Source organism: Roseospira navarrensis, from assembly GCF_009601025.1.
In the GTDB taxonomy this organism is placed as follows: Bacteria; Pseudomonadota; Alphaproteobacteria; order Rhodospirillales; family Rhodospirillaceae; genus Rhodospira; species Rhodospira navarrensis.
In genome coordinates this window covers 35637-52849 of record NZ_WIVE01000004.1, presented here as the reverse complement: position 1 = coordinate 52849, position 17213 = coordinate 35637, and the positions used below count along the sequence as shown (strand labels likewise).

The window sequence follows — 17213 nt, the reverse complement described above, 5'->3', positions numbered from 1 at the left end:
GCGCGTCCGGTCCCCGAACACCAGGAGAGGCTTCCATGCGTATCGTCGTCACCGGCGCCAACGGCTTCATCGGGCGCAAGCTGGTCCGCGCGCTGCTGGACCGCCGGGCGCTGCCCGGCGCGGATGGCGCGCCGGTGACCATCACGGAGTTGCGCCTGTTCGACATGGTGGACCCCGTTCCGCCGGCAGGGGCCGACACCAGCCCGGTCCATGTCCGGGCGATCGCGGGCGATCTGTCCGATCCCGCCGCCCTGGGTCGTCTGATGGACGGGGGCGTGGACCTGGTGTTCCATCTCGCGGCCGTCGTCAGCGCCCAGGCGGAGGAGGACTTCGCCCTGGGCATGCGGGTGAATTTCGACGCCACCCGGGCGTTGCTTGAGGCGCTGCGGCAGGTATCGCCCCACGGCGCGTCGCGGCTGGTGTTCACCAGCTCCGTGGCCGTGTTCGGCGGCGACCTGCCGGATGTGGTGAAGGACGACACCGCGCCCGTGCCCCAGAGCAGCTACGGCGTGCAGAAGGTCATGGGCGAACTGCTGGTGCAGGACTACGCCCGGCGCGGCTTCGTGGACGGCCGCACGGTGCGCCTGCCCACCATCGTGGTGCGGCCGGGTCCACCCAACAAGGCGGCGAGCACGTTCGCCAGTTCCATCATCCGCGAGCCCCTGAACGGCGAAGACGCGGTCTGTCCCGTGCCCGTGGAGACCGGGCTGTTCGTGTCCTCGCCCCGGCGCATCGTCGCCAACCTGATCCACGCCGCCGCCCTGCCGCCGGCCCGGTTCGGCCGCAACCGCACGGTCATGCTGCCGGGCCTGACATTGACCGTCGCGGACATGATCGAGGCCCTGCGGGCCCAGGCCGGCGACGACGCCGTGGCGCGCATCCGCTTCGAGGATGATCCGCGCATCCGCGCCATCGTCGCGGGCTGGCCCGCGCGTTTCGAGACCGCGCGCGCCGACGCCCTTGGATTCCAGGCCGACGCCTCCTTCGCGGCGGTGATCCAGGCCTTCATCGAGGACGAGATGGGCGCCCCCCAGAAGGACACCGCGTCATGACGACCCTCAGAGACATGGCCAACGCCATCCGGTTCCTGTCCATGGATGCCATCGTTCGGGCCGAGGACGGCCACCCCGGCACGCCCATGGGCGGCGCCGACATCGCCACCGGGCTTTATGGGCTGGCGATGAAATACGACGCCTCCGCCCCGCTGTGGCCCGACCGGGACCGCTTCGTGCATTCCGCCGGGCACGGCTCCATGCTGCTGTATGCGGCGTTGCATCTGGCCGGATACGAGGAAATCGACCTGGAGCAGATCCGCAACTTCCGGGTGCTGGGCTCGCACACGCCGGGGCATCCCGAGTACCACCCGGAAGCGGGCATCGAGACCACCACCGGGCCGCTCGGGCAGGGCATCGGCAACGCCGTCGGCATGGCCATCGCCGAACAGGTGCTGAACCACCGCTTCGGCGATGACATCGTGAACCACCGCACGTTCGCCTACACCGGCGACGGCTGCCTGATGGAGGGCATCGCCGCCGAGGTCATCGCGCTGGCCGGGCACCTGCGGCTGGGGCGGCTGACGTTCCTGTGGGACGACAACCGCATGACGGACGACGGCAGCACCGATCAGGCGGTCTCCGAGGACAACGCCGTGCGCTTCGAAACGGCGGGCTGGCATGTGATCCGGGGCGTGGACGGACAGGACGCCCAGGCGGTGGCCGACGCCATCGCCCAGGCCGGGCAAGACCCGCGCCCGTCCCTGATCGTCTGCCGCACGCTGATCGGCTTCGGCATCCCGCGCATTCAGGACACGCGCGCGGCGCACGGCGGCAAGATCACCAAGGACGACACCGACGCCGCCCGGGAGGCCCTGGCCTGGCCGCATCCGCCCTTCGTGATCCCGGAAGACATCCTGGCCCGCTGGCGCGAGGCCGGGGTGCGCGGGTCCGCCGCGCGCAAGGCGTGGGAGGGCCGGTTCGCTGCCCTGTCCAACGACGACCGCACGGAATTCCAGCGCCGCATCGCCGGGGCGTTGCCCGAGGCGTGGAAGCGCACCGTTCTGGACATCAAGACGGCCTGGGCGGAACAGCCCGAGCCCAAGGCGGGCATCAAGGCGTCGGGCGAGATGCTGTCCGCCGTCGCCGACGCCATCCCCGAGCTTGTGAGCGGCGCGCCGGATCTGGAGGCCGCGACCCAGCACAAGCGCCAGCTTGGGCCGTTCACGGCGACGGACCGGGGCGGGCGCTACATCCACTACGGGGTCCGCGAACATGCCATGGGTGCCATCATGAACGGCATGACCGTGCATGGCGGCGTGCTGGCGGTGGGCACCACGTTCCTGGTGTTCTCCGACTACATGCGCCACACCCTGCGCATGGCGGCGCTGATGGGCATTCCGAGCCTGTTCGTGTTCAGTCACGACTCCATCGGCATCGGCAAGAACGGTCCGACCCACCAGCCGGTGGAGTACCTCGCCTCGCTGCGCGCCTATCCCAACATGCGGGTCATGCGCCCGGCCGATCCGGTGGAGATGGCCGAGTGCTGGGCGCTGGCGCTGGAAACCCGCGACCGGCCGAGCGCGATCATCTGTTCGCGGCAGCCGCTGCAGCCGGTGCGGTGCGGGGTCTCCGAGGAGAACCAGTGCGCCCGGGGCGGCTACATCCTGGCCGAGGCCGACGGCGGGCCGCGTCGCGCCACCCTGTTCGCGACCGGCGCCGAGGTGGCGGTGGCCATGACGGCGCGCGCGACCCTGCAAGGGCAGGGCGTGCCGACGGCGGTGGTCTCCATGCCAAGCTGGGATCTGTTCGAAGAGCAATCCGAAGCCTACCGCGCGGCCGTGATCGGGCGCGGCACGGTGCGGGTGGCGGTCGAGGCCGCCGTGCGGCTGGGCTGGGACCGCTACATCGGCGAGGACGGGGCCTTTATCGGCATGAGCAGCTTCGGGGCGTCCGGCGATGTCCCGGATCTGTTCGAGCACTTCGGCATCACGCCGGAAGCGGTGGTGGCCGCCGTCGAGGCCGCCATGCCGGCCGTCCCGGCGTAGGCCGGCGCCAAGCCTGCCGGATCACCCTTCCAGCGCCGCACGCATCTCGCGGATATGGGTCTCAAGCGCGGTCCGGGTGGTCTCGGCCTCGGCGCGGTCGCCGGGGCTGACCGCCGTCGTCGAGGTCACAGCCGTCGCGCTGGCGGCGGCCCGCTCGGCATGGGCCGCGATCCGGTCCACCCGGGCGCGCAGGCTGGTCAGGCGGCGCGTGACCTCCATGGGGTCGTCGCCCCCCTCGATCTGGGCGATGGCGCGGCGGGCCGAGGCCACGGCGGCGCCGGTCTGGCGCATCAGGCCCTCGGCGCGCCCGGCGAGGCCGTTCATGCCCTCCACCGAGTGCAGGGCCAGCGGCAGGACCTGCGTCAGGGCGGTCATGCTGCTCTCGATGATGTCCAGGATGGTCTCGCCGAGCTTTCCGGCATTCTCCGCCCACGCCTCGGCGATCCGGTCGGCTTCGGCGCGCGCGGCCTCCAGCGCCTCCGTGAGGGTGGCCATCTCCTCGTCCGTGAGGACCGGGGCCGGGGGAGCCCTCGGGTCGGTCGTGGGGTCGTCCGCCGTCTGCGGTTCGGGCAGCAGGACGGCCGGGCCGTGACGATCCGTCGGCGCCGACGGGACATCGGACCCGGAGGGGCGCGGCTCATGACGCCCCACACCCTCGGCCCGGGCCTGTGCGGGCCGGACCGGGTGGGGCGAGCCGGAGAGGGGCGGGATCTGGCTCATGCCCAGATCATGGCACCGTTGCGGCGTCCGAACAATATGCGCCGTGCGTCAGGCAGAGCAACGGTCTCAGGGTCCCATGACCGCACGGTCCGCGCCGTCTGAGCATGCCTCATGAGATCCCCCGTCTCGCTGCGCTCACGCGGGATGACGATCTGAAATTATAGGATGTCATCCTGAAGCCGCGAAGCGGCTGAAGGATCTCGAGCGTGGGTCTCCGACCCGTTGCAAAGTCAAGGCAGGGCGACCCGCGAAGCGGGGCAATCCGCCGCGTGGTGGCGATGCGGCGGGTTGCGCCTTCGGCGCAACCCGCCCTACGACGTCTCGCGTTTCGCCGAAGGTGCGTTCACCCGATTGCCCTGGTGCGCCAGGGCCGCCCCCTTTCGACCGTGTGCGTCAGGACGCCAGCACGTCCTCCACGGTGGCGAGCGGCAGGCCCTGGGCGTCCGCCACCGGCTTGCAGGTGATCCGCCCGCCGGCCACGTTCAGCCCGGCCCGAAGGTGCGGGTCCGCGCCCAGGGCCGCCTTCCACCCCTGGTCCGCCAGTCGCACCACATAGGGCAGGGTGGCGTTGGTCAGGGCATAGGTGGAGGTGTTGGGCACGCAGCCCGGCATGTTGGCCACACAATAATGCACGGTGCCGTCCACCACGAAGGTGGGGTCCTGGTGCGTGGTCGGGTGGCTGGTCTCGAAACAGCCGCCCTGGTCGATGGCCACATCCACCAGAACCGCGCCCTGCTTCATGCGCGAGACCATGTCGCGGGTCACCAGCTTGGGCGCGCCGGCCCCGGGGACCAGAACCGCGCCGATGACCACATCGGCATCGAGCACCGACTGTTCCAGCACGGCCTTGGTCGAGTAGAGCGTGGTCAGCGCGGACCCGAAGCGGTGCGCCAGGCGCTCCAGCACCATCGGGCTGCGGTCCAGCACGGCCACGTCCGCGCCCAGGCCCAGCGCCATCTCGATGGCGTTCTCGCCGACGACGCCGCCGCCGATCACGACCACGCGCGCCGGGGCCACCCCGGGGACGCCGCCCATCAGCAGGCCCCGGCCGCCGTGCGCGCGCTCCAGCGCCTGCGCTCCGGCCTGGACGGACAACCGCCCGGCCACCTGGGACATGGGCTTGAGCAACGGCAGGCCGCCGTGGGCGTCGGTGATGGTCTCGTAGGCGATGCAGATCGCGCCCGATGCGATCAGGTCGGTGGTCTGCGGCACATCCGGGGCCAGGTGCAGATAGGTGAACAGGATGTGGTCCGGGCGCAGCCGGGCGCGTTCCTCGGCCTGGGGCTCCTTGACCTTGACGATCATCTCGGCGCTGTCGAACACCTGCGCCGCATCCGGCAGGATGCGCGCGCCCGCCGCCGCATAGGCCTCGTCGCTGGCGTCGATGCCCGCGCCCGCACCCGTCTCCACGACCACCTCGTGGCCGTGCGCGACCAGCTCGGTCACGCCGTCCGGCGTCATGCCGACGCGGAATTCCTGGGCCTTGATCTCCTTGGGAACACCGATCCGCATGGCTGCAACCCTCCCATGTTCAATTGGTAATAAGACGGAGTCGCGGTGAAGGGGCGCACGACCCCCACGCCCTGATCGTCCCCGGAGTCTCCTGCTCCGCCGACGGACCCGGTCCCTGATGGAAGACTACGCCCGGCCGGGCCGAAGGTGCTTGCAAAGTTCCGCGCCGTTTGCGTTGATCGTGCAATCTTCCGTCGTTCAGGGGCCGCTATGCCGAAGCTTCTTCGACTCTCCGACCTGGATGCCACCGATCATCGCATCCTGGAGCAGTTGCAGGCGGACGGGCGCGTCAGCAACCAGGACCTGGCCGAGCGGGTCCACCTGTCGCCCTCGGCCTGTCACCGCCGCGTCGCCCGGCTGGAGGCGGCGGGCGCGATCGCGGGCTATGCCGCGCTGGTGGATCCGGAGGCCGTGGGCCGGGGGACCACCGTGTTCGTTCATGTGACGCTGGAGCGCCAGACGGAGGAGGTCATGGCCGCCTTCGAAACCGCCGTGGCGGCCTGTCCGGATATCATCGAATGCCACCTGATGTCGGGGGAGGCGGACTATCTGGTGAAGGTGGCGGCGGCCGACCTGCCCGATTTCGAGCGCATCCATCGCCGGGATTTGACGCGGTTGCCGGGCGTGGCGCGCCTGCAGTCCAGTTTCACGCTGCGGACCGTGAAGAAAAGCATCGGCCTGACGCCGACGCGGGCACCGTGACCGGGATGTGGCAATTTCGTGGCTGCTCTTGTGGTGCCGGAACGCGCGGTGATAGGGTCCGCCTTATCACTTGATTAACGGAAAGCGTGGCAGGATAAGTCGTTCCGGGCGGTCACCCTGTGCAGACGGCGGGGGTGGCCATGGGGATCATTCCGGGGGAGTTCCTCGGGACCCTGATCCCGGGGCGGACTGCCCGGTCGGTCCTGAAACGGGACCAGAACCGGGACCGCCAGACACTGTCCCTCTCTGTCTCCAAACGTGCCGAGGTCGCTCTTGAACGCCAAAGCCATCAAGCCTGGAGACCGCTTCAAGAAAGCCGACTCCGTGTTTCCGTCGGTCTGGATCGTGACGCGAGTCATACGGGCGCCTGGGGTGCCGACCCATTTCATGCTGACCGACACGGAGGGGCGCAACGAGGTGCGCACCATTTCCGAGCCGACGCTGACGGACCCCAGCTTCTACAGCGCGTTGCCGCCGGTGCGGGCGTCGCATGACGACGGCCCCTCGAACGGCGGGGCGGAGCATCACGCCGTCCAGGCCGCCCAGCCGGGCGTCGCGCCGGAGCGCAGCGAGGCCCGCGCCGTCCCCGCGGAACGCACGGCCGAGGCCCGGCCGACCTGGCTGGAGGACCTGGGCCTGCGCGGCCTGCGCGCGTCCGGACCGTCGCGCGCCCGTTAGTGCATTGATCCAGACAAAAGATGCACCGAGCATCATTTGTCTGGATCGAAAATGCACGAAGTTAAAAAGTTGTGCAGCGACACTTGTCGACAAGGGTGTAACCCTTGTCGGCGTTGCGGCACTGGGCGTCGGCGCTGACGCGCCAGGGCTCCGAATCCAGATGACAGGGGTGTCATGGTTCGTGCCTCATCACGAGATCCTTCGCGCCCTAGGGGCGCTCAGGATGACAATATCCATTAAAAGTGTGTCATCCTGAGGGAGCCCCCGCGACCATCGTTCCGTTGGTCGCGCTGCTTTGCGGCGACGCGAAGCATCGCCGGGGGCGACCGAAGGACCTCGTGAGGCGGGTTCGACCCCTGCAGAGTCACGGAACGGTCATCCGGGTTCGGAGCCCTGGCCGACGCACGGAAGGCGTTGGACCGAGCGCCCCGGTCGGCTACCCTGTCCGCCCAACCCGCCGGACGCTGTCGAGAGAGGGACGGGCCACCGTGCCGCCTCGCCGCTCGACAGGGTTTCGGCTTCACTGCGGTGTGCGGCGGCGTGGCATTCGGGCAGGGCTTGCCTGAATGCCCGCGCGGCCGCCCTGGGCGGACGCCATGATACCCGAGGATCAACGCGACACCTTTGCCTTTCTGGCCCGACCGGAGTCACACGGGCCGTCCGTGGAGCGGGTCGATCAGGTTCACACCCACATTTCCGCGATCTTCCTGGCGGCCGGCCGGGCGCTGAAACTGAAGCGCGCGGTGCGCCTGCCGTTCGTGGATTTCACGACGCTGGACAGCCGCCGGATCGCCTGTGAGGCCGAGGTGCGGCTGAACCGGCGCGGCGCGCCGGATCTCTATGAGGGCGTGGCCGCCGTCACCCGCGACGCGGACGGGCGCCTCGCCCTCGACGGCGACGGCGACGTGGTGGACTGGCTGGTCGTCATGCGCCGGTTCGACGAGCAGGACCTGTTCAGCCGGCTGCTGGTCCGGGGCGAACTGACCCGCGACCGCGCCACGGCGCTGGCCCGCGTCATCACGGACTATCACGCCGGCGCCGAGGTGGTGCCCTGCGCCGACAACGCCGCGCGCATGGTCGCGGTGGCCCGGGGCAACCGCGACAGCATGATGGCGTCCGCGCCCGTGGTGCTGCCGCGCGAGACGGTGGAAACCCTGACCGCGCGGACCGTCGCGGCGCTCAACGATCACGCCGACGTTCTCATCCGGCGCGGGCGGGCGGGGCGCGTGCGGCGCTGCCACGGGGACCTTCACCTGCGCAACATCTGCCTGTGGAACGACGAGCCCACGCTGTTCGACGCCATCGAGTTCAGCGACGCCTTTCAGGTCATCGACACCCTGTACGATCTGGCGTTCCTGCTGATGGACCTGGACCAGCGCGGGTTCCGCCGGCTGGCGTCCATCGTGATGAACCATGCGATGGAGCATGACCCGGATATCGAAGGATTGGCGCTGCTGCCCGTGTTCCTGTCCATGCGGGCGGGCATCCGCGCCCACATCAGCGCCACCATGTCGCTGAACACGAGTGACCCGGCCCACGCACAGGAGATGGGGCGGCGAGCCCTCGCCTATCTGGATCGGGCGCAGGGCTATCTGGCGCCGCCGGCGCCCCGCCTGATCGCGGTGGGCGGACTGTCGGGCAGCGGCAAGTCCCGGCTGGCCCGGGAACTGGCGCCGCACGTGGGCGCGGCCCCGGGCGCGCTGGTCAGCCGCACCGACGTGCTGCGCAAGCGCCTGATGGGGGTGGGACCCTACGAGCATCTGGGCCCGGATGGGTACACGGAAGACATGACCCGCCGGACCTATGCCGCGCTGGACGCCGAATGCCGGGCGGCGCTGGCCCGGGGGCATGCCGTGATCGCCGACGGCGTGTTCGCCACGCCCGGGGAACGCGCCGACATCGAGCAGGTGGCCCGCGAGATGGGGGTTCCGTTCGACGGGCTGTGGCTGGAAGCGCCGGAGGACGTGGCCCGCAAGCGCATTGGCGCGCGTCAGGCCAACGCCTCGGATGCGACGGCCGAGGTGCTGGCCTTCCAGCGCACCCTGGACACCGGACCCATGGCCTGGCCGCGCATCGACAGTTCCGGGCCGCGCCGCGAGACGCTGGCCCGGGCACGCGAGATCGTGGGGCTCTGACGAGGGCGGTGGGTTACTTGGCGGCCGCCGCCGCTTCCGAGAATTGGTCGAAGGCCTCCAGCGCCATGGCGCCGTAGACCGAGCTGGGGCCGCCGCCCATGTAGACAGTCATGCCGATCATCTCCAGCACCTCCTCGCGGGTGGCGCCGTGACGCACGGCGGCCCGGGCGTGGAAGGCCACGCAGCCGTCGCAGCGCATGGCGATGCCGATGGCGATGGCGATCAGTTCCTTGGTCTTGGTGTCCAGCGCGCCCGACTTGGTGGAACTCGCGGCGAGCTTGGAGAACGCGCCCCAGGTCTCGGGAATGCCGTCCCGGCACCCCTGCATCGCGGTCGAGAGGTCCTTGGCGTACTGGGGCCAGTCCTTGTACATGACGTCGTCTCCTGTTGTAACGGGATGAACCGGCCGGTGCGACCGCACCGGCGCCGCGAAGCGGCGGAGGCGATGAAGCGGACGAGTCCGGTTCATCGCCGATCAGTCCTATATATTCGCATCCCCTTATATATGTCGGAGACGGGCCGGGTCCACCCCGCGCGGCCGGACGGGCGTCACGATCCGGGGCAGGGGGTGTTGGCCTCGCCCAGGGGAACCGACCGGGCGCGGGCCTGGATGGTGCCGGCCCGCTGGCGGACATGGGAGCCGGGCGCCGCCGCCGACCAGGACCGGGGCGCGGGCAGGATGGCGGTCAGACGCGCCGCCTCGGCCGGTCCCAGCGATGCCACCGGACGGCCGAAATGGTGGCGGGCGGCCGCGCCGGCGCCATACACCCCGGGGCCCCACTCGGCCACGTTCAGGTAGACCTCCAGAATCCGCCGTTTCGGCCACAGGGCCTCAAGGGGGACGGTCAACAGCACCTCCAGCCCCTTCCGGACCGGGTCGCGCCCGGGCCAGAGGAACACCGACCGCGCCGTCTGCATGCTGATGGTGCTGGCGCCGCGCAGCCGGCCCTCGGTGCGCCAGTTGTCCCAGGCGTTGCGGATCTCGCGCCAGTCGAACCCGGCGTGCTGGCAGAAGCGGGCGTCCTCGCTGGCGATGACGGACCGAAGCAGCGCGGGCGGCATGTCGTCCAGCGGGATCCAGTCGCGGTCCAGGCCCTCGCCCTGCGCAAGCCGGACCAGCATCAGCGGGGTGATCGGCACCGGCAGCCAGCGGAAGGCCACGAGCCCGACCGCCGGCACGAGGACGGCAACCAGCACCGCCCCCAGGACCAGCCGCCGCAGCCGTCCGCGCCACCCGGAGCCCTTCGGGGCGGATGTCCGGCGCCGTCCCGGGTCGCGGGGCACGTCAGAACGTCTCCGCGGTGCCCAGGCGCAGGGACTGGAAGATGGCGGTGCTGACCAAGCGAAGGCTTTCGCTGTTGTGCAGCGACGACCCTTTCGCGGGAGCGTCGCGCTGGTAGCGGTAGGCGTTGTTGAACTTGGCCGGCAGCGCGTTCCACACCGGCTTGCGGGCGGGATCGGCGAGGTAGCGCACCAGCTCGTCGTCGCTGAATTCCTCGCGGGCGAAGGCGAGCAGGTCGTGGGCCAGATCCCGGTCGCGGATATGCCCCAGGATGGTGGAGATGTCCGCCGGCACCCGATACCCGAGGGTGCCCAGAACCTTGAGAAGGTGGTCGGGCACGGCCTGGGCGTTGTCCACCCACTGCGGCGATTCGAGCACCGTCCAGATGGTGTTGCCATAGACCGGCGTCAGGCGGCGGATCACCGGCCGCACGTCCAGGCCCAGGGTGCGGATGGCATCCAGCGCCCCCCGGTGATGCAGCAAGATGGTGTCGAAGGTGATGCTTTCCTGCGTGGAGATGCGGGTCTCGGCCTCGTCGCGGGCGCGCGCGGCCTCGGCCGAGAGTTCCCAGCGCATACGCTTGTCCTGCTGCAGGTTCAGATAGCTTTCCGCGAACGCGCGGCAGGCCGCCCGGACCACGGCGAGGTCCTCCACGTCCAGGCCGACGACCATTTCCAGCATCTCGCGGTCGCGCACGTGCGCGATCAGGTGGCCCAGAATGCGCGCCTGCGCGGTGCTGAGGCGGCCGTAGATCTCGACCAGCGGGAACTGCCACGCCTCGCGCAGGTGTGGTTTCAGGACCGGATACAGGCCGTGGCCCGGATAGAGCGTGCGCAGTTCCTCCAGGTCGGTGTCCCCGTCCCACATGGTCTTGAGGGGCGTGATGAGCCGCGAGGACAGGCCGCCGCGGGACTCGCTGCCCTTGCGCTTCTGGCGCCTGGTCTGCTCCTTGCGGGCGCGGCGGCGAACCCAGTCCCGTTCGCGTCGATCGAACGACAACCGGGCGGCGGCCTGCAGATGGGCGCGGACAATCTGGTCAAAGGTCAGATCGCACGGGGCGATCGGCGTATTCCGGTCGGACACCGGCCGATCGCTGCCGCTGGCGCGGAAGAAGCCGGCGAAATCCGGTTCCGCGCGCAACTGCCACGCCAGTTCCATGAAGGTGGGGACCTGGGCCGGGCGCTCCCGCAGCACGTCGTCCACCCGCTCCAGGCCGGCGATGGGCTCCAGGATCTCGGTCCGGCCCGCCTTGCGGAGCAACGCGAGCAGGCGCTCGAACGCGGTCTGGACCGTCGGGCGCAGGCTGGGGTTGGCGCGCCGGTCGACCCCGCCGCCCTCCGCCGGAGGGGCCATGATCTGTCGCACCATTTCGCCCTTGGGCCGACCTGCAACGCGGCTCATCCGGCCTGTGTCCCTCTCCTCAACACTCGCTCAAGCGGTGCTCCGCCCCGGGCGGAACTCCCCCACCAGTTTCAAGCCTAACTCAGCCCAGATCAAGAAGGCGCGGCGCCCTGTCGATGATCTCGTTGAGAATCTTGTGGGCCTGTCGGTGCCGGCTCATCAGATCGCCGGGCATCAGGTCGGCGAACCGATCCTGGGCCAGCGTGCCGTGGGCGTCGTGCAGGGTCTTGATCTCGCGCAGGAACACCTCGCGGGAGCCGAGCGGCAGGTTCGGCTCCTGGGCCATCGCGTTCAGGAAGGTGAGCGAGCAATCCAGCAGGGTGCCCCACATCCGGATCGTCAGGCGGTCGAAGGTGGCCTGACGGCGCGCCCGGTCGGGATCCGGCAGCCCCTCGATCCGGCGCGCGATGACGATCGAGAACGCCATGCACTCCGAGGTCAGGTTGCGGGTGCGGGCGTAGTCCATGAAGCGGGGCGGACCGCCGTTCTCGTCGTGCAGGATGCGGCCCGAGTCTCCCAGGCGTGCGATCCGTCGGTCCAGAGAGGCAAGGAACTGGTCAAGCTCGTCCAGCGAGCTGGTCGGGGAATCCATGAGGGGCGATTACCTGCGCGTGGTCGGGGGGTCATGCCGCGGTGCCGGTGCGAGGGCGCCCGGCGGGCGCGGGGCCGGGCCTGGCTCTGCCCCCCATTGATGCGCATCCTAGCGGGTGTCCCGGCCCGGCGATACCCGCCTTCGACCCAGCCGGGCCGAGGTGCGGGGGAAACGCGGCGCGATGTTGCGGATCGGCCCTCCGGAAACGGCCTTTGCACCGCTTCCCGAAGCGGGTATGAATGGATCCACGGGCCCCGGGAACTTGCGTATTCGGCTTGGTCCGGCTCCATGACTGTGGGAATGGCGGGGGCCGGACAAGCGGCGCGGCGCAGGGGCGTGTGTGGACCACCGGACGGTGCGGACTGGCAGGGTCAAGGAACGCATGAGGATGGCATGGTGAAGCCGGGGCACGCCGGGTCGGACGCCGGAGCGGGGTCCGAGTGGGAGGACATGGCCTCACCGGCCGAGTCCCGGGCGACCCCCGTGGCCGACGAAAAACCGGGCCCGGACACCGGCGGCGGGCCGGAGAGCGGCGCCGCCGATCCGGATGCGGAGTCCGACACCGAGCCGGATGCGGTCAAGCCCGAGGAGGGCGGTCTGGTCGTGGTCGGCGTGGGCGCGTCGGCCGGCGGGCTGGAGGCGCTGCGGCCGTTCGTCGCCAATCTGCCGGCCCAGTCCAACATGGCCTATGTCATCGTCCAGCACATGGCGCCCCAGTACCGTTCCATGCTGGTGCAGTTGTTGAGCCGCGAGACCAGCCTGCCGATCAAGGAGATCGAGCACGGCTCGCCGCTGGAGCCCAATACCGTCCACATTTGTCCGCCCAACAAGGACGTGCGGCTGGCCAACGGCAACCTCATGCTGAAGGAGCCTTCGGCGCCGCACGGGCCGAAGCCGTCGGTGGACGTGTTCTTCGCCACCCTGGCCGACGGCAAGGGGCCCAACGCGATCGGCGTGATCCTGTCCGGCACCGGCAGCGATGGCTCGCAGGGGGTGCGCGCCATCAAGGCCCACGGCGGCCTGACCGTGGCGCAGGTGCCGACGACGGCGAAGTACGACGGCATGCCCTCCGCCGCCATCGAGACGGGCTGCATCGATTTGCGTCTGGCGCCGCACGAAATCGGGCCGGAACTGTCCTCCATCGTGCGGTTCCCCCGCGCGGTCATGCTGACCGACGCGGACGCCGACCACACCGACGACACCATGGGGTCGATCTTCCAGCTCGTGCGCGAGCGGACGGACATCGACTTTTCCAAGTACAAGCCCAGCACCATCCGCCGCCGGCTGGAGCGCCGCCTCGCCGCCAACCGGATCGAGAACCTGGACGCCTACCTGGACTTCGTGAAGCGCAACCGTGACGAACTGAACCTGCTGACCAAGGATATCCTGATCTCGGTCACGTCGTTCTTTCGCGACGAAAAGGCGTTCGCCGAGGTTGACGAGGTCCTGGGCGAGATCATCGCCGCCAAGCAGACGGGCGAAAGCCTGCGGCTGTGGATCCCGGGTTGCGCGACGGGCGAGGAAGCCTACTCCTTCGCCATGCTGCTGGCGGACCGCATGAGCGGCAATCCGCGCGGCCTGAAGGTGCAGATCTTCGCCACGGACGTGGACCTGGACGCGATGGCCCACGCGCGGCGCGGCATCTACTCCGAGACCACGACGGAGAACCTGGACCGGCGCTTCATCAAGCGGCATTTCGAGCCCATCGGCCAGGCCTTCCAGGTGCGCAAGGAAATCCGCGACATGGTGGTGTTCGCGCGCCAGGATCTGGCCAAGGACCCGCCGTTCGTCCGCGTGGACCTCATCAGCTGCCGCAACCTGCTGATCTATTTCGACGCCGCCCTTCAGGATCAGGTCCTGCGCACGTTCCATTATGCGCTCAACCCCGGCGCTTACCTGTTCCTGGGCAAGTCGGAATCGCTGGGCCAGAACACCGAGTTCTTCCGCCCGGTCAAGGCGCCGTCGTCCAAGATCTTCCGCAAGCGCGCCGCCCAGGGCATGGCGCACGCCCTGCCGCCGTTCGGCTCGCTGCGCTCGCGCGTGCCGGAGCAGCCGGGGCGGCGCCCGCAGCAGCGCAGCCAGGACACGGTCGAGGCGCTGGCCATCCGCACCTACATCAACAGCGCCATGCCGCCCAGCGTGGTGGTGGACGAGAACCTGGACATTCTGTTCCTGCACGGTGACCTGACGGCGTTCGTCCGCATGCCTCAGGGCAAGCCGGACATGAACCTGGCGCGCATGATCATCAGCGACCTGCGCACCGAAAGCCGGGCGCTGGTCCACAAGGCCCGCAACGAAGGCGGCCTGATCCAGGGCACGCGGCGCACGTTGCGGGCCGACGGCCAGCCGCCGGTGTCGGTGCGCCTGTTGGTGCGGCCCATGGGGGCCTCGGTCGATCATGACTCCCTGTTCCTGGTCTCCTTCGATGTCGCCGAGCCGTCCACCGATCTGCCGACCACCACGGAGGAGGGCGGCGAAAGCGGGACCGCGGCCGTGGGGCGCGAGGCGGACCTGCGCGCCGTCGAACTGGAACAGGAACTGGTGGCCACGCGCGAGCACCTGCAGACCGTGGTGGAGGAACTGGAGACCTCCAACGAGGAACTGCAGGCGCTGAACGAGGAGCTTCAGGCGGCGAACGAGGAGCTTCAGTCCTCCAACGAGGAACTGGAGACCTCGAACGAGGAACTGCAGTCCACCAACGAGGAACTGACCACGGTCAACGAGGAACTGCAGATCCGCACGACCGAGCTGGCCGACGCCAACTCCGACCTCATCAACATCCAGGACAACATCGGCTTCGCCATGGTTGTCGTGGACAGCTATTTCCGCATCACGCGCTTTACACCGCCGGCGGTGCGTCTGTTCGGGCTGCTGCCCTCGGACGTGGGCCAGGTCATCACGACCATCCCGACCCACCTGGGCCTGAAGAACCTGCGCGAGCAGCTCGCCACCGTGGTCGGCGAGGACGAGGGCGTGGAAGAGATCCTGGAGACGGACGACCGCGTCTACCGCATGCGGATCATGCCGCACCACAACGGGCAGGGCGAGACGGACGGGGCGATCCTGGCCTTCATCGACGAGACGGAAAGCCGGGAGCAGCAGCACAAGATCTATCAAAGCGAACAGTGGCTGCGGCTCATCACCGACACGGTTCCGGTCTCGATCATCTACGTCAACGAGGACCAGAAGGTCACCTTCTGCAACAAGCACTTCGCCGGGACGTTCGCGCTGAATGCGGACAGCGCCGTGGGCGCCCAGGTGGAAACCCTGCTGGGCCGCGCCAACCATCGCCGCCTTCGCGATGCGCTGCGCGGCGCGCTGGAAAACCGCGTGCAGTCCGGCGAGGCCCAACTGCACCTGGCGCGCGGCGAGCACCGCTTCATGGCCTATCACATGGTCCCGCACTGCGACGAGATGGGCCGCGTGCTGGGCGTGTTCATGATGCTGTCCGACATCGACGAGATCAAACGCGCAGAGACGTCGCTGCGCAGCGCCAAGGAGATCGCTGAGGAGGCCAACCGCGCCAAGTCCGACTTCCTGGCCAACATGAGCCACGAACTGCGCACGCCCCTGAACGCCATCCTGGGCTTCTCGGAGATCCTGTCGCATGAGCTTTTCGGCGAAATCCTGAACAAGGATTACCGGGAATACAGCCGCATCATCCACGAGAGCGGCCAGCACCTTCTCAGCCTCATCAACGACATTCTGGACCTGTCCAAGATCGAATCCGGGCGGATCGAGCTGCACGAGGAAGCGCTCAACATCTACGACATCGTGGAGACCGTCCTTCGGCTGGTGGGGGAGCGCGCCCGCAACGCCCAGGTGGACATTCGCGTCGATCTGCCGGGCGACATGCCGCGCCTGAATGCGGACGCGACGGCGGTCAAGCGGGTGCTCATCAATCTGCTGACCAACAGCATCAAGTTCACCGAACCCGGCGGGTCCGTGACCGTCACCGCGGCCCTGACCAAGCGGTGGCTGACCCTGGGCGTGGCCGATACCGGCGTCGGCATCGCGCAGGGGGACATCCAGCGGGTGTTCGCGCCGTTCGAGCAGGTGGACGGCTCGCTCGTGCGGCGGTCCGACGGGGTCGGCCTCGGCCTACCCATCACCCGATCGCTGATGCGCCTGCATGGGGGCGATATCAGCCTGTCGAGCAAGGAAGGGCAGGGCACGACCGTCACGGTGCGGTTCCCGCGCGACCGCGTCATTGAGGCGGCGGCGGAGCCGACCGAGGCGAGCGAAGCGGACCCGACCCCGGTCCCCGACCCGGACCCCGACCCGGACCCCGACCCGGGTCCGATGACGCGGCCGGAGGAGTGACCGCGCCGCCGGCGGGACGGGCGACCCCCTTGCCAGAGTCCCGCGCCCGCTGATACCAGAGAGACGGGCAGCGCGCCGCGCGGCGGCCGTCACAACGGATGGCGGGGCAGGGGCGGAGCGGTCCGGTCCAACGCGTCCGACGGGCGGCCGACAGGCGGTCCAGGTTCATCAAGCAGGCAGGAGGCTGCGGTCCATCGTCATGAGTCGTCTTGTTCTCGTCCTTCGCCACCCCAGGCTCAAGGGGCTCTATGACTACTGGCTCAGTCTGTGCGCCAACGAGACGCCGCCGATGGCCGACGATATCGAGCCGGCGGACCTGCGGCCGTGGATGGGGAACCTGGTGGTGATCCGTGTGGACGGCGACGGCGCCGATACGGGCTACACCTACTCGTTCTACAGCCAGTTCTTCGCCGACCGTTTCGGCGCCGACAAGGCCGGGCAGTCCGTCGATGCCCTGCCGGACGGGCCGCGCGACATCATCCGGGCCGAATATGAACGGGTGGTGGCGGAGCATATCCCGGTCTCGCGGGTCTACACCGCCGATTTCGACGGCCTGACCCAGACGTGGGAACGCCTTGTCCTGCCTCTGTTCAACCTGGATGGTCAGGTGGACAAGCTGCTGGTGGCCGCCTACGAACTGGAACGCTGAGAGCCTGCAATCCGACCGCGGCAGAGGCCGGGCGCCGCGCTGCCCCCACAAAGGGTGGTGGACAATTCCCGGCGATTCATACAGCATATCGCAATTCGGGAGAGGTCGGCGCGACCCCTGACCGGCCTCCGGGGCGTGGCCGGGCGGTGGAGTCTTACGGCCGAACCGCGCCACGCGGA

13 protein-coding genes are annotated in these 17213 nt (G+C 69.5%); 7 read left to right on the top strand and 6 right to left on the bottom strand.

Features of this window, described 5'->3' with window-relative positions:
• The first annotated feature begins 35 nt into the window (after positions 1-35).
• Together denD and tkt are read left to right on the top strand one after the other, a co-directional pair.
• A complete protein-coding gene (denD, locus tag GHC57_RS02800; protein WP_153340938.1) occupies positions 36-1052 on the top strand; it encodes a D-erythronate dehydrogenase in 1017 nt (338 codons plus the stop codon).
• A complete protein-coding gene (gene tkt / locus GHC57_RS02795) occupies positions 1049-3040 on the top strand; it encodes a transketolase (protein WP_153340936.1) in 1992 nt (663 codons plus the stop codon). Before denD ends, tkt begins: the two co-directional genes overlap by 4 nt.
• A gap of 21 nt (positions 3041-3061) precedes the next feature.
• Here the strand turns inward: tkt and GHC57_RS02790 are convergent, their stop codons facing one another.
• Positions 3062-3760, bottom strand: a complete 699-nt coding sequence (locus tag GHC57_RS02790; protein WP_153340934.1) for a hypothetical protein — start codon at positions 3758-3760, stop codon at positions 3062-3064.
• Between the two features lie 393 nt (positions 3761-4153).
• Entirely contained in the window at positions 4154-5272 is a 1119-nt protein-coding gene (gene ald / locus GHC57_RS02785; protein ID WP_153340932.1) for an alanine dehydrogenase, read from the bottom strand.
• Between the two features lie 210 nt (positions 5273-5482).
• Between ald and GHC57_RS02780 the strand changes: the two genes are divergently transcribed.
• The 3 genes from GHC57_RS02780 (at position 5483) to GHC57_RS02770 (ending at position 8787) form a co-directional block, all read left to right on the top strand.
• Entirely contained in the window at positions 5483-5974 is a 492-nt protein-coding gene (locus GHC57_RS02780; RefSeq protein WP_153340930.1) for an Lrp/AsnC family transcriptional regulator, read from the top strand.
• 387 nt (positions 5975-6361) lie between these two features.
• Positions 6362-6652, top strand: a complete 291-nt coding sequence (locus GHC57_RS02775; protein ID WP_153340927.1) for a hypothetical protein — start codon at positions 6362-6364, stop codon at positions 6650-6652.
• Positions 6653-7218: 566 nt separating this feature from the next.
• A complete protein-coding gene (locus tag GHC57_RS02770; protein WP_246152094.1) occupies positions 7219-8787 on the top strand; it encodes a bifunctional aminoglycoside phosphotransferase/ATP-binding protein in 1569 nt (522 codons plus the stop codon).
• Between the two features lie 13 nt (positions 8788-8800).
• Here the strand turns inward: GHC57_RS02770 and GHC57_RS02765 are convergent, their stop codons facing one another.
• The 4 genes from GHC57_RS02765 to GHC57_RS19275 all read right to left on the bottom strand — a co-directional run bounded on the left by GHC57_RS02765 (position 8801) and on the right by GHC57_RS19275 (position 12062).
• Positions 8801-9160: a carboxymuconolactone decarboxylase family protein gene (locus GHC57_RS02765; RefSeq protein ID WP_153340925.1), complete on the bottom strand. Its 360-nt coding sequence runs from the start codon at positions 9158-9160 to the stop codon at positions 8801-8803.
• A 176-nt stretch (positions 9161-9336) separates the two neighbouring features.
• Complete coding sequence (gene mtgA / locus GHC57_RS19785; RefSeq protein WP_343031085.1) at positions 9337-10071, bottom strand: monofunctional biosynthetic peptidoglycan transglycosylase; 735 nt, start codon at positions 10069-10071, stop codon at positions 9337-9339.
• Position 10072: 1 nt separating this feature from the next.
• Positions 10073-11470, bottom strand: coding sequence for a hypothetical protein (locus GHC57_RS19780; RefSeq protein ID WP_246152093.1), 1398 nt, complete (start codon positions 11468-11470; stop codon positions 10073-10075).
• An 82-nt stretch (positions 11471-11552) separates the two neighbouring features.
• Positions 11553-12062 (bottom strand): hypothetical protein, encoded by a 510-nt coding sequence (locus GHC57_RS19275; protein ID WP_170294644.1) that lies wholly within the window; start codon positions 12060-12062, stop codon positions 11553-11555.
• 393 nt (positions 12063-12455) lie between these two features.
• Here GHC57_RS19275 and GHC57_RS02755 point away from each other — a divergent pair, with 393 nt between their 5' ends.
• Together GHC57_RS02755 and GHC57_RS02750 are read left to right on the top strand one after the other, a co-directional pair.
• Positions 12456-16385, top strand: a complete 3930-nt coding sequence (locus GHC57_RS02755; protein WP_170294643.1) for a chemotaxis protein CheB — start codon at positions 12456-12458, stop codon at positions 16383-16385.
• A gap of 199 nt (positions 16386-16584) precedes the next feature.
• Positions 16585-17034 carry a PAS domain-containing protein gene (locus tag GHC57_RS02750; protein WP_153340919.1) on the top strand — a complete coding sequence of 150 codons (450 nt, stop codon included), beginning with the start codon at positions 16585-16587 and terminating at the stop codon, positions 17032-17034.
• Positions 17035-17213: the final 179 nt, after the last annotated feature.

Excerpts from the sequence above, each read along its gene's own strand:
- denD (WP_153340938.1), top strand. The coding sequence starts at position 36 with ATGCGTATCGTCGTCACCGGCGCCAACGGCTTCATCGGGCGCAAGCTG.
- tkt (WP_153340936.1), top strand. The coding sequence starts at position 1,049 with ATGACGACCCTCAGAGACATGGCCAACGCCATCCGGTTCCTGTCCATG.
- GHC57_RS02790 (WP_153340934.1), bottom strand. The coding sequence starts at position 3,760 with ATGAGCCAGATCCCGCCCCTCTCCGGCTCGCCCCACCCGGTCCGGCCC.
- ald (WP_153340932.1), bottom strand. The coding sequence starts at position 5,272 with ATGCGGATCGGTGTTCCCAAGGAGATCAAGGCCCAGGAATTCCGCGTC.
- GHC57_RS02780 (WP_153340930.1), top strand. The coding sequence starts at position 5,483 with ATGCCGAAGCTTCTTCGACTCTCCGACCTGGATGCCACCGATCATCGC.
- GHC57_RS02775 (WP_153340927.1), top strand. The coding sequence starts at position 6,362 with ATGCTGACCGACACGGAGGGGCGCAACGAGGTGCGCACCATTTCCGAG.
- GHC57_RS02770 (WP_246152094.1), top strand. The coding sequence starts at position 7,219 with ATGCCCGCGCGGCCGCCCTGGGCGGACGCCATGATACCCGAGGATCAA.
- GHC57_RS02765 (WP_153340925.1), bottom strand. The coding sequence starts at position 9,160 with ATGTACAAGGACTGGCCCCAGTACGCCAAGGACCTCTCGACCGCGATG.
- GHC57_RS19780 (WP_246152093.1), bottom strand. The coding sequence starts at position 11,470 with ATGAGCCGCGTTGCAGGTCGGCCCAAGGGCGAAATGGTGCGACAGATC.
- GHC57_RS19275 (WP_170294644.1), bottom strand. The coding sequence starts at position 12,062 with ATGGATTCCCCGACCAGCTCGCTGGACGAGCTTGACCAGTTCCTTGCC.
- GHC57_RS02755 (WP_170294643.1), top strand. The coding sequence starts at position 12,456 with ATGGTGAAGCCGGGGCACGCCGGGTCGGACGCCGGAGCGGGGTCCGAG.
- GHC57_RS02750 (WP_153340919.1), top strand. The coding sequence starts at position 16,585 with ATGAGTCGTCTTGTTCTCGTCCTTCGCCACCCCAGGCTCAAGGGGCTC.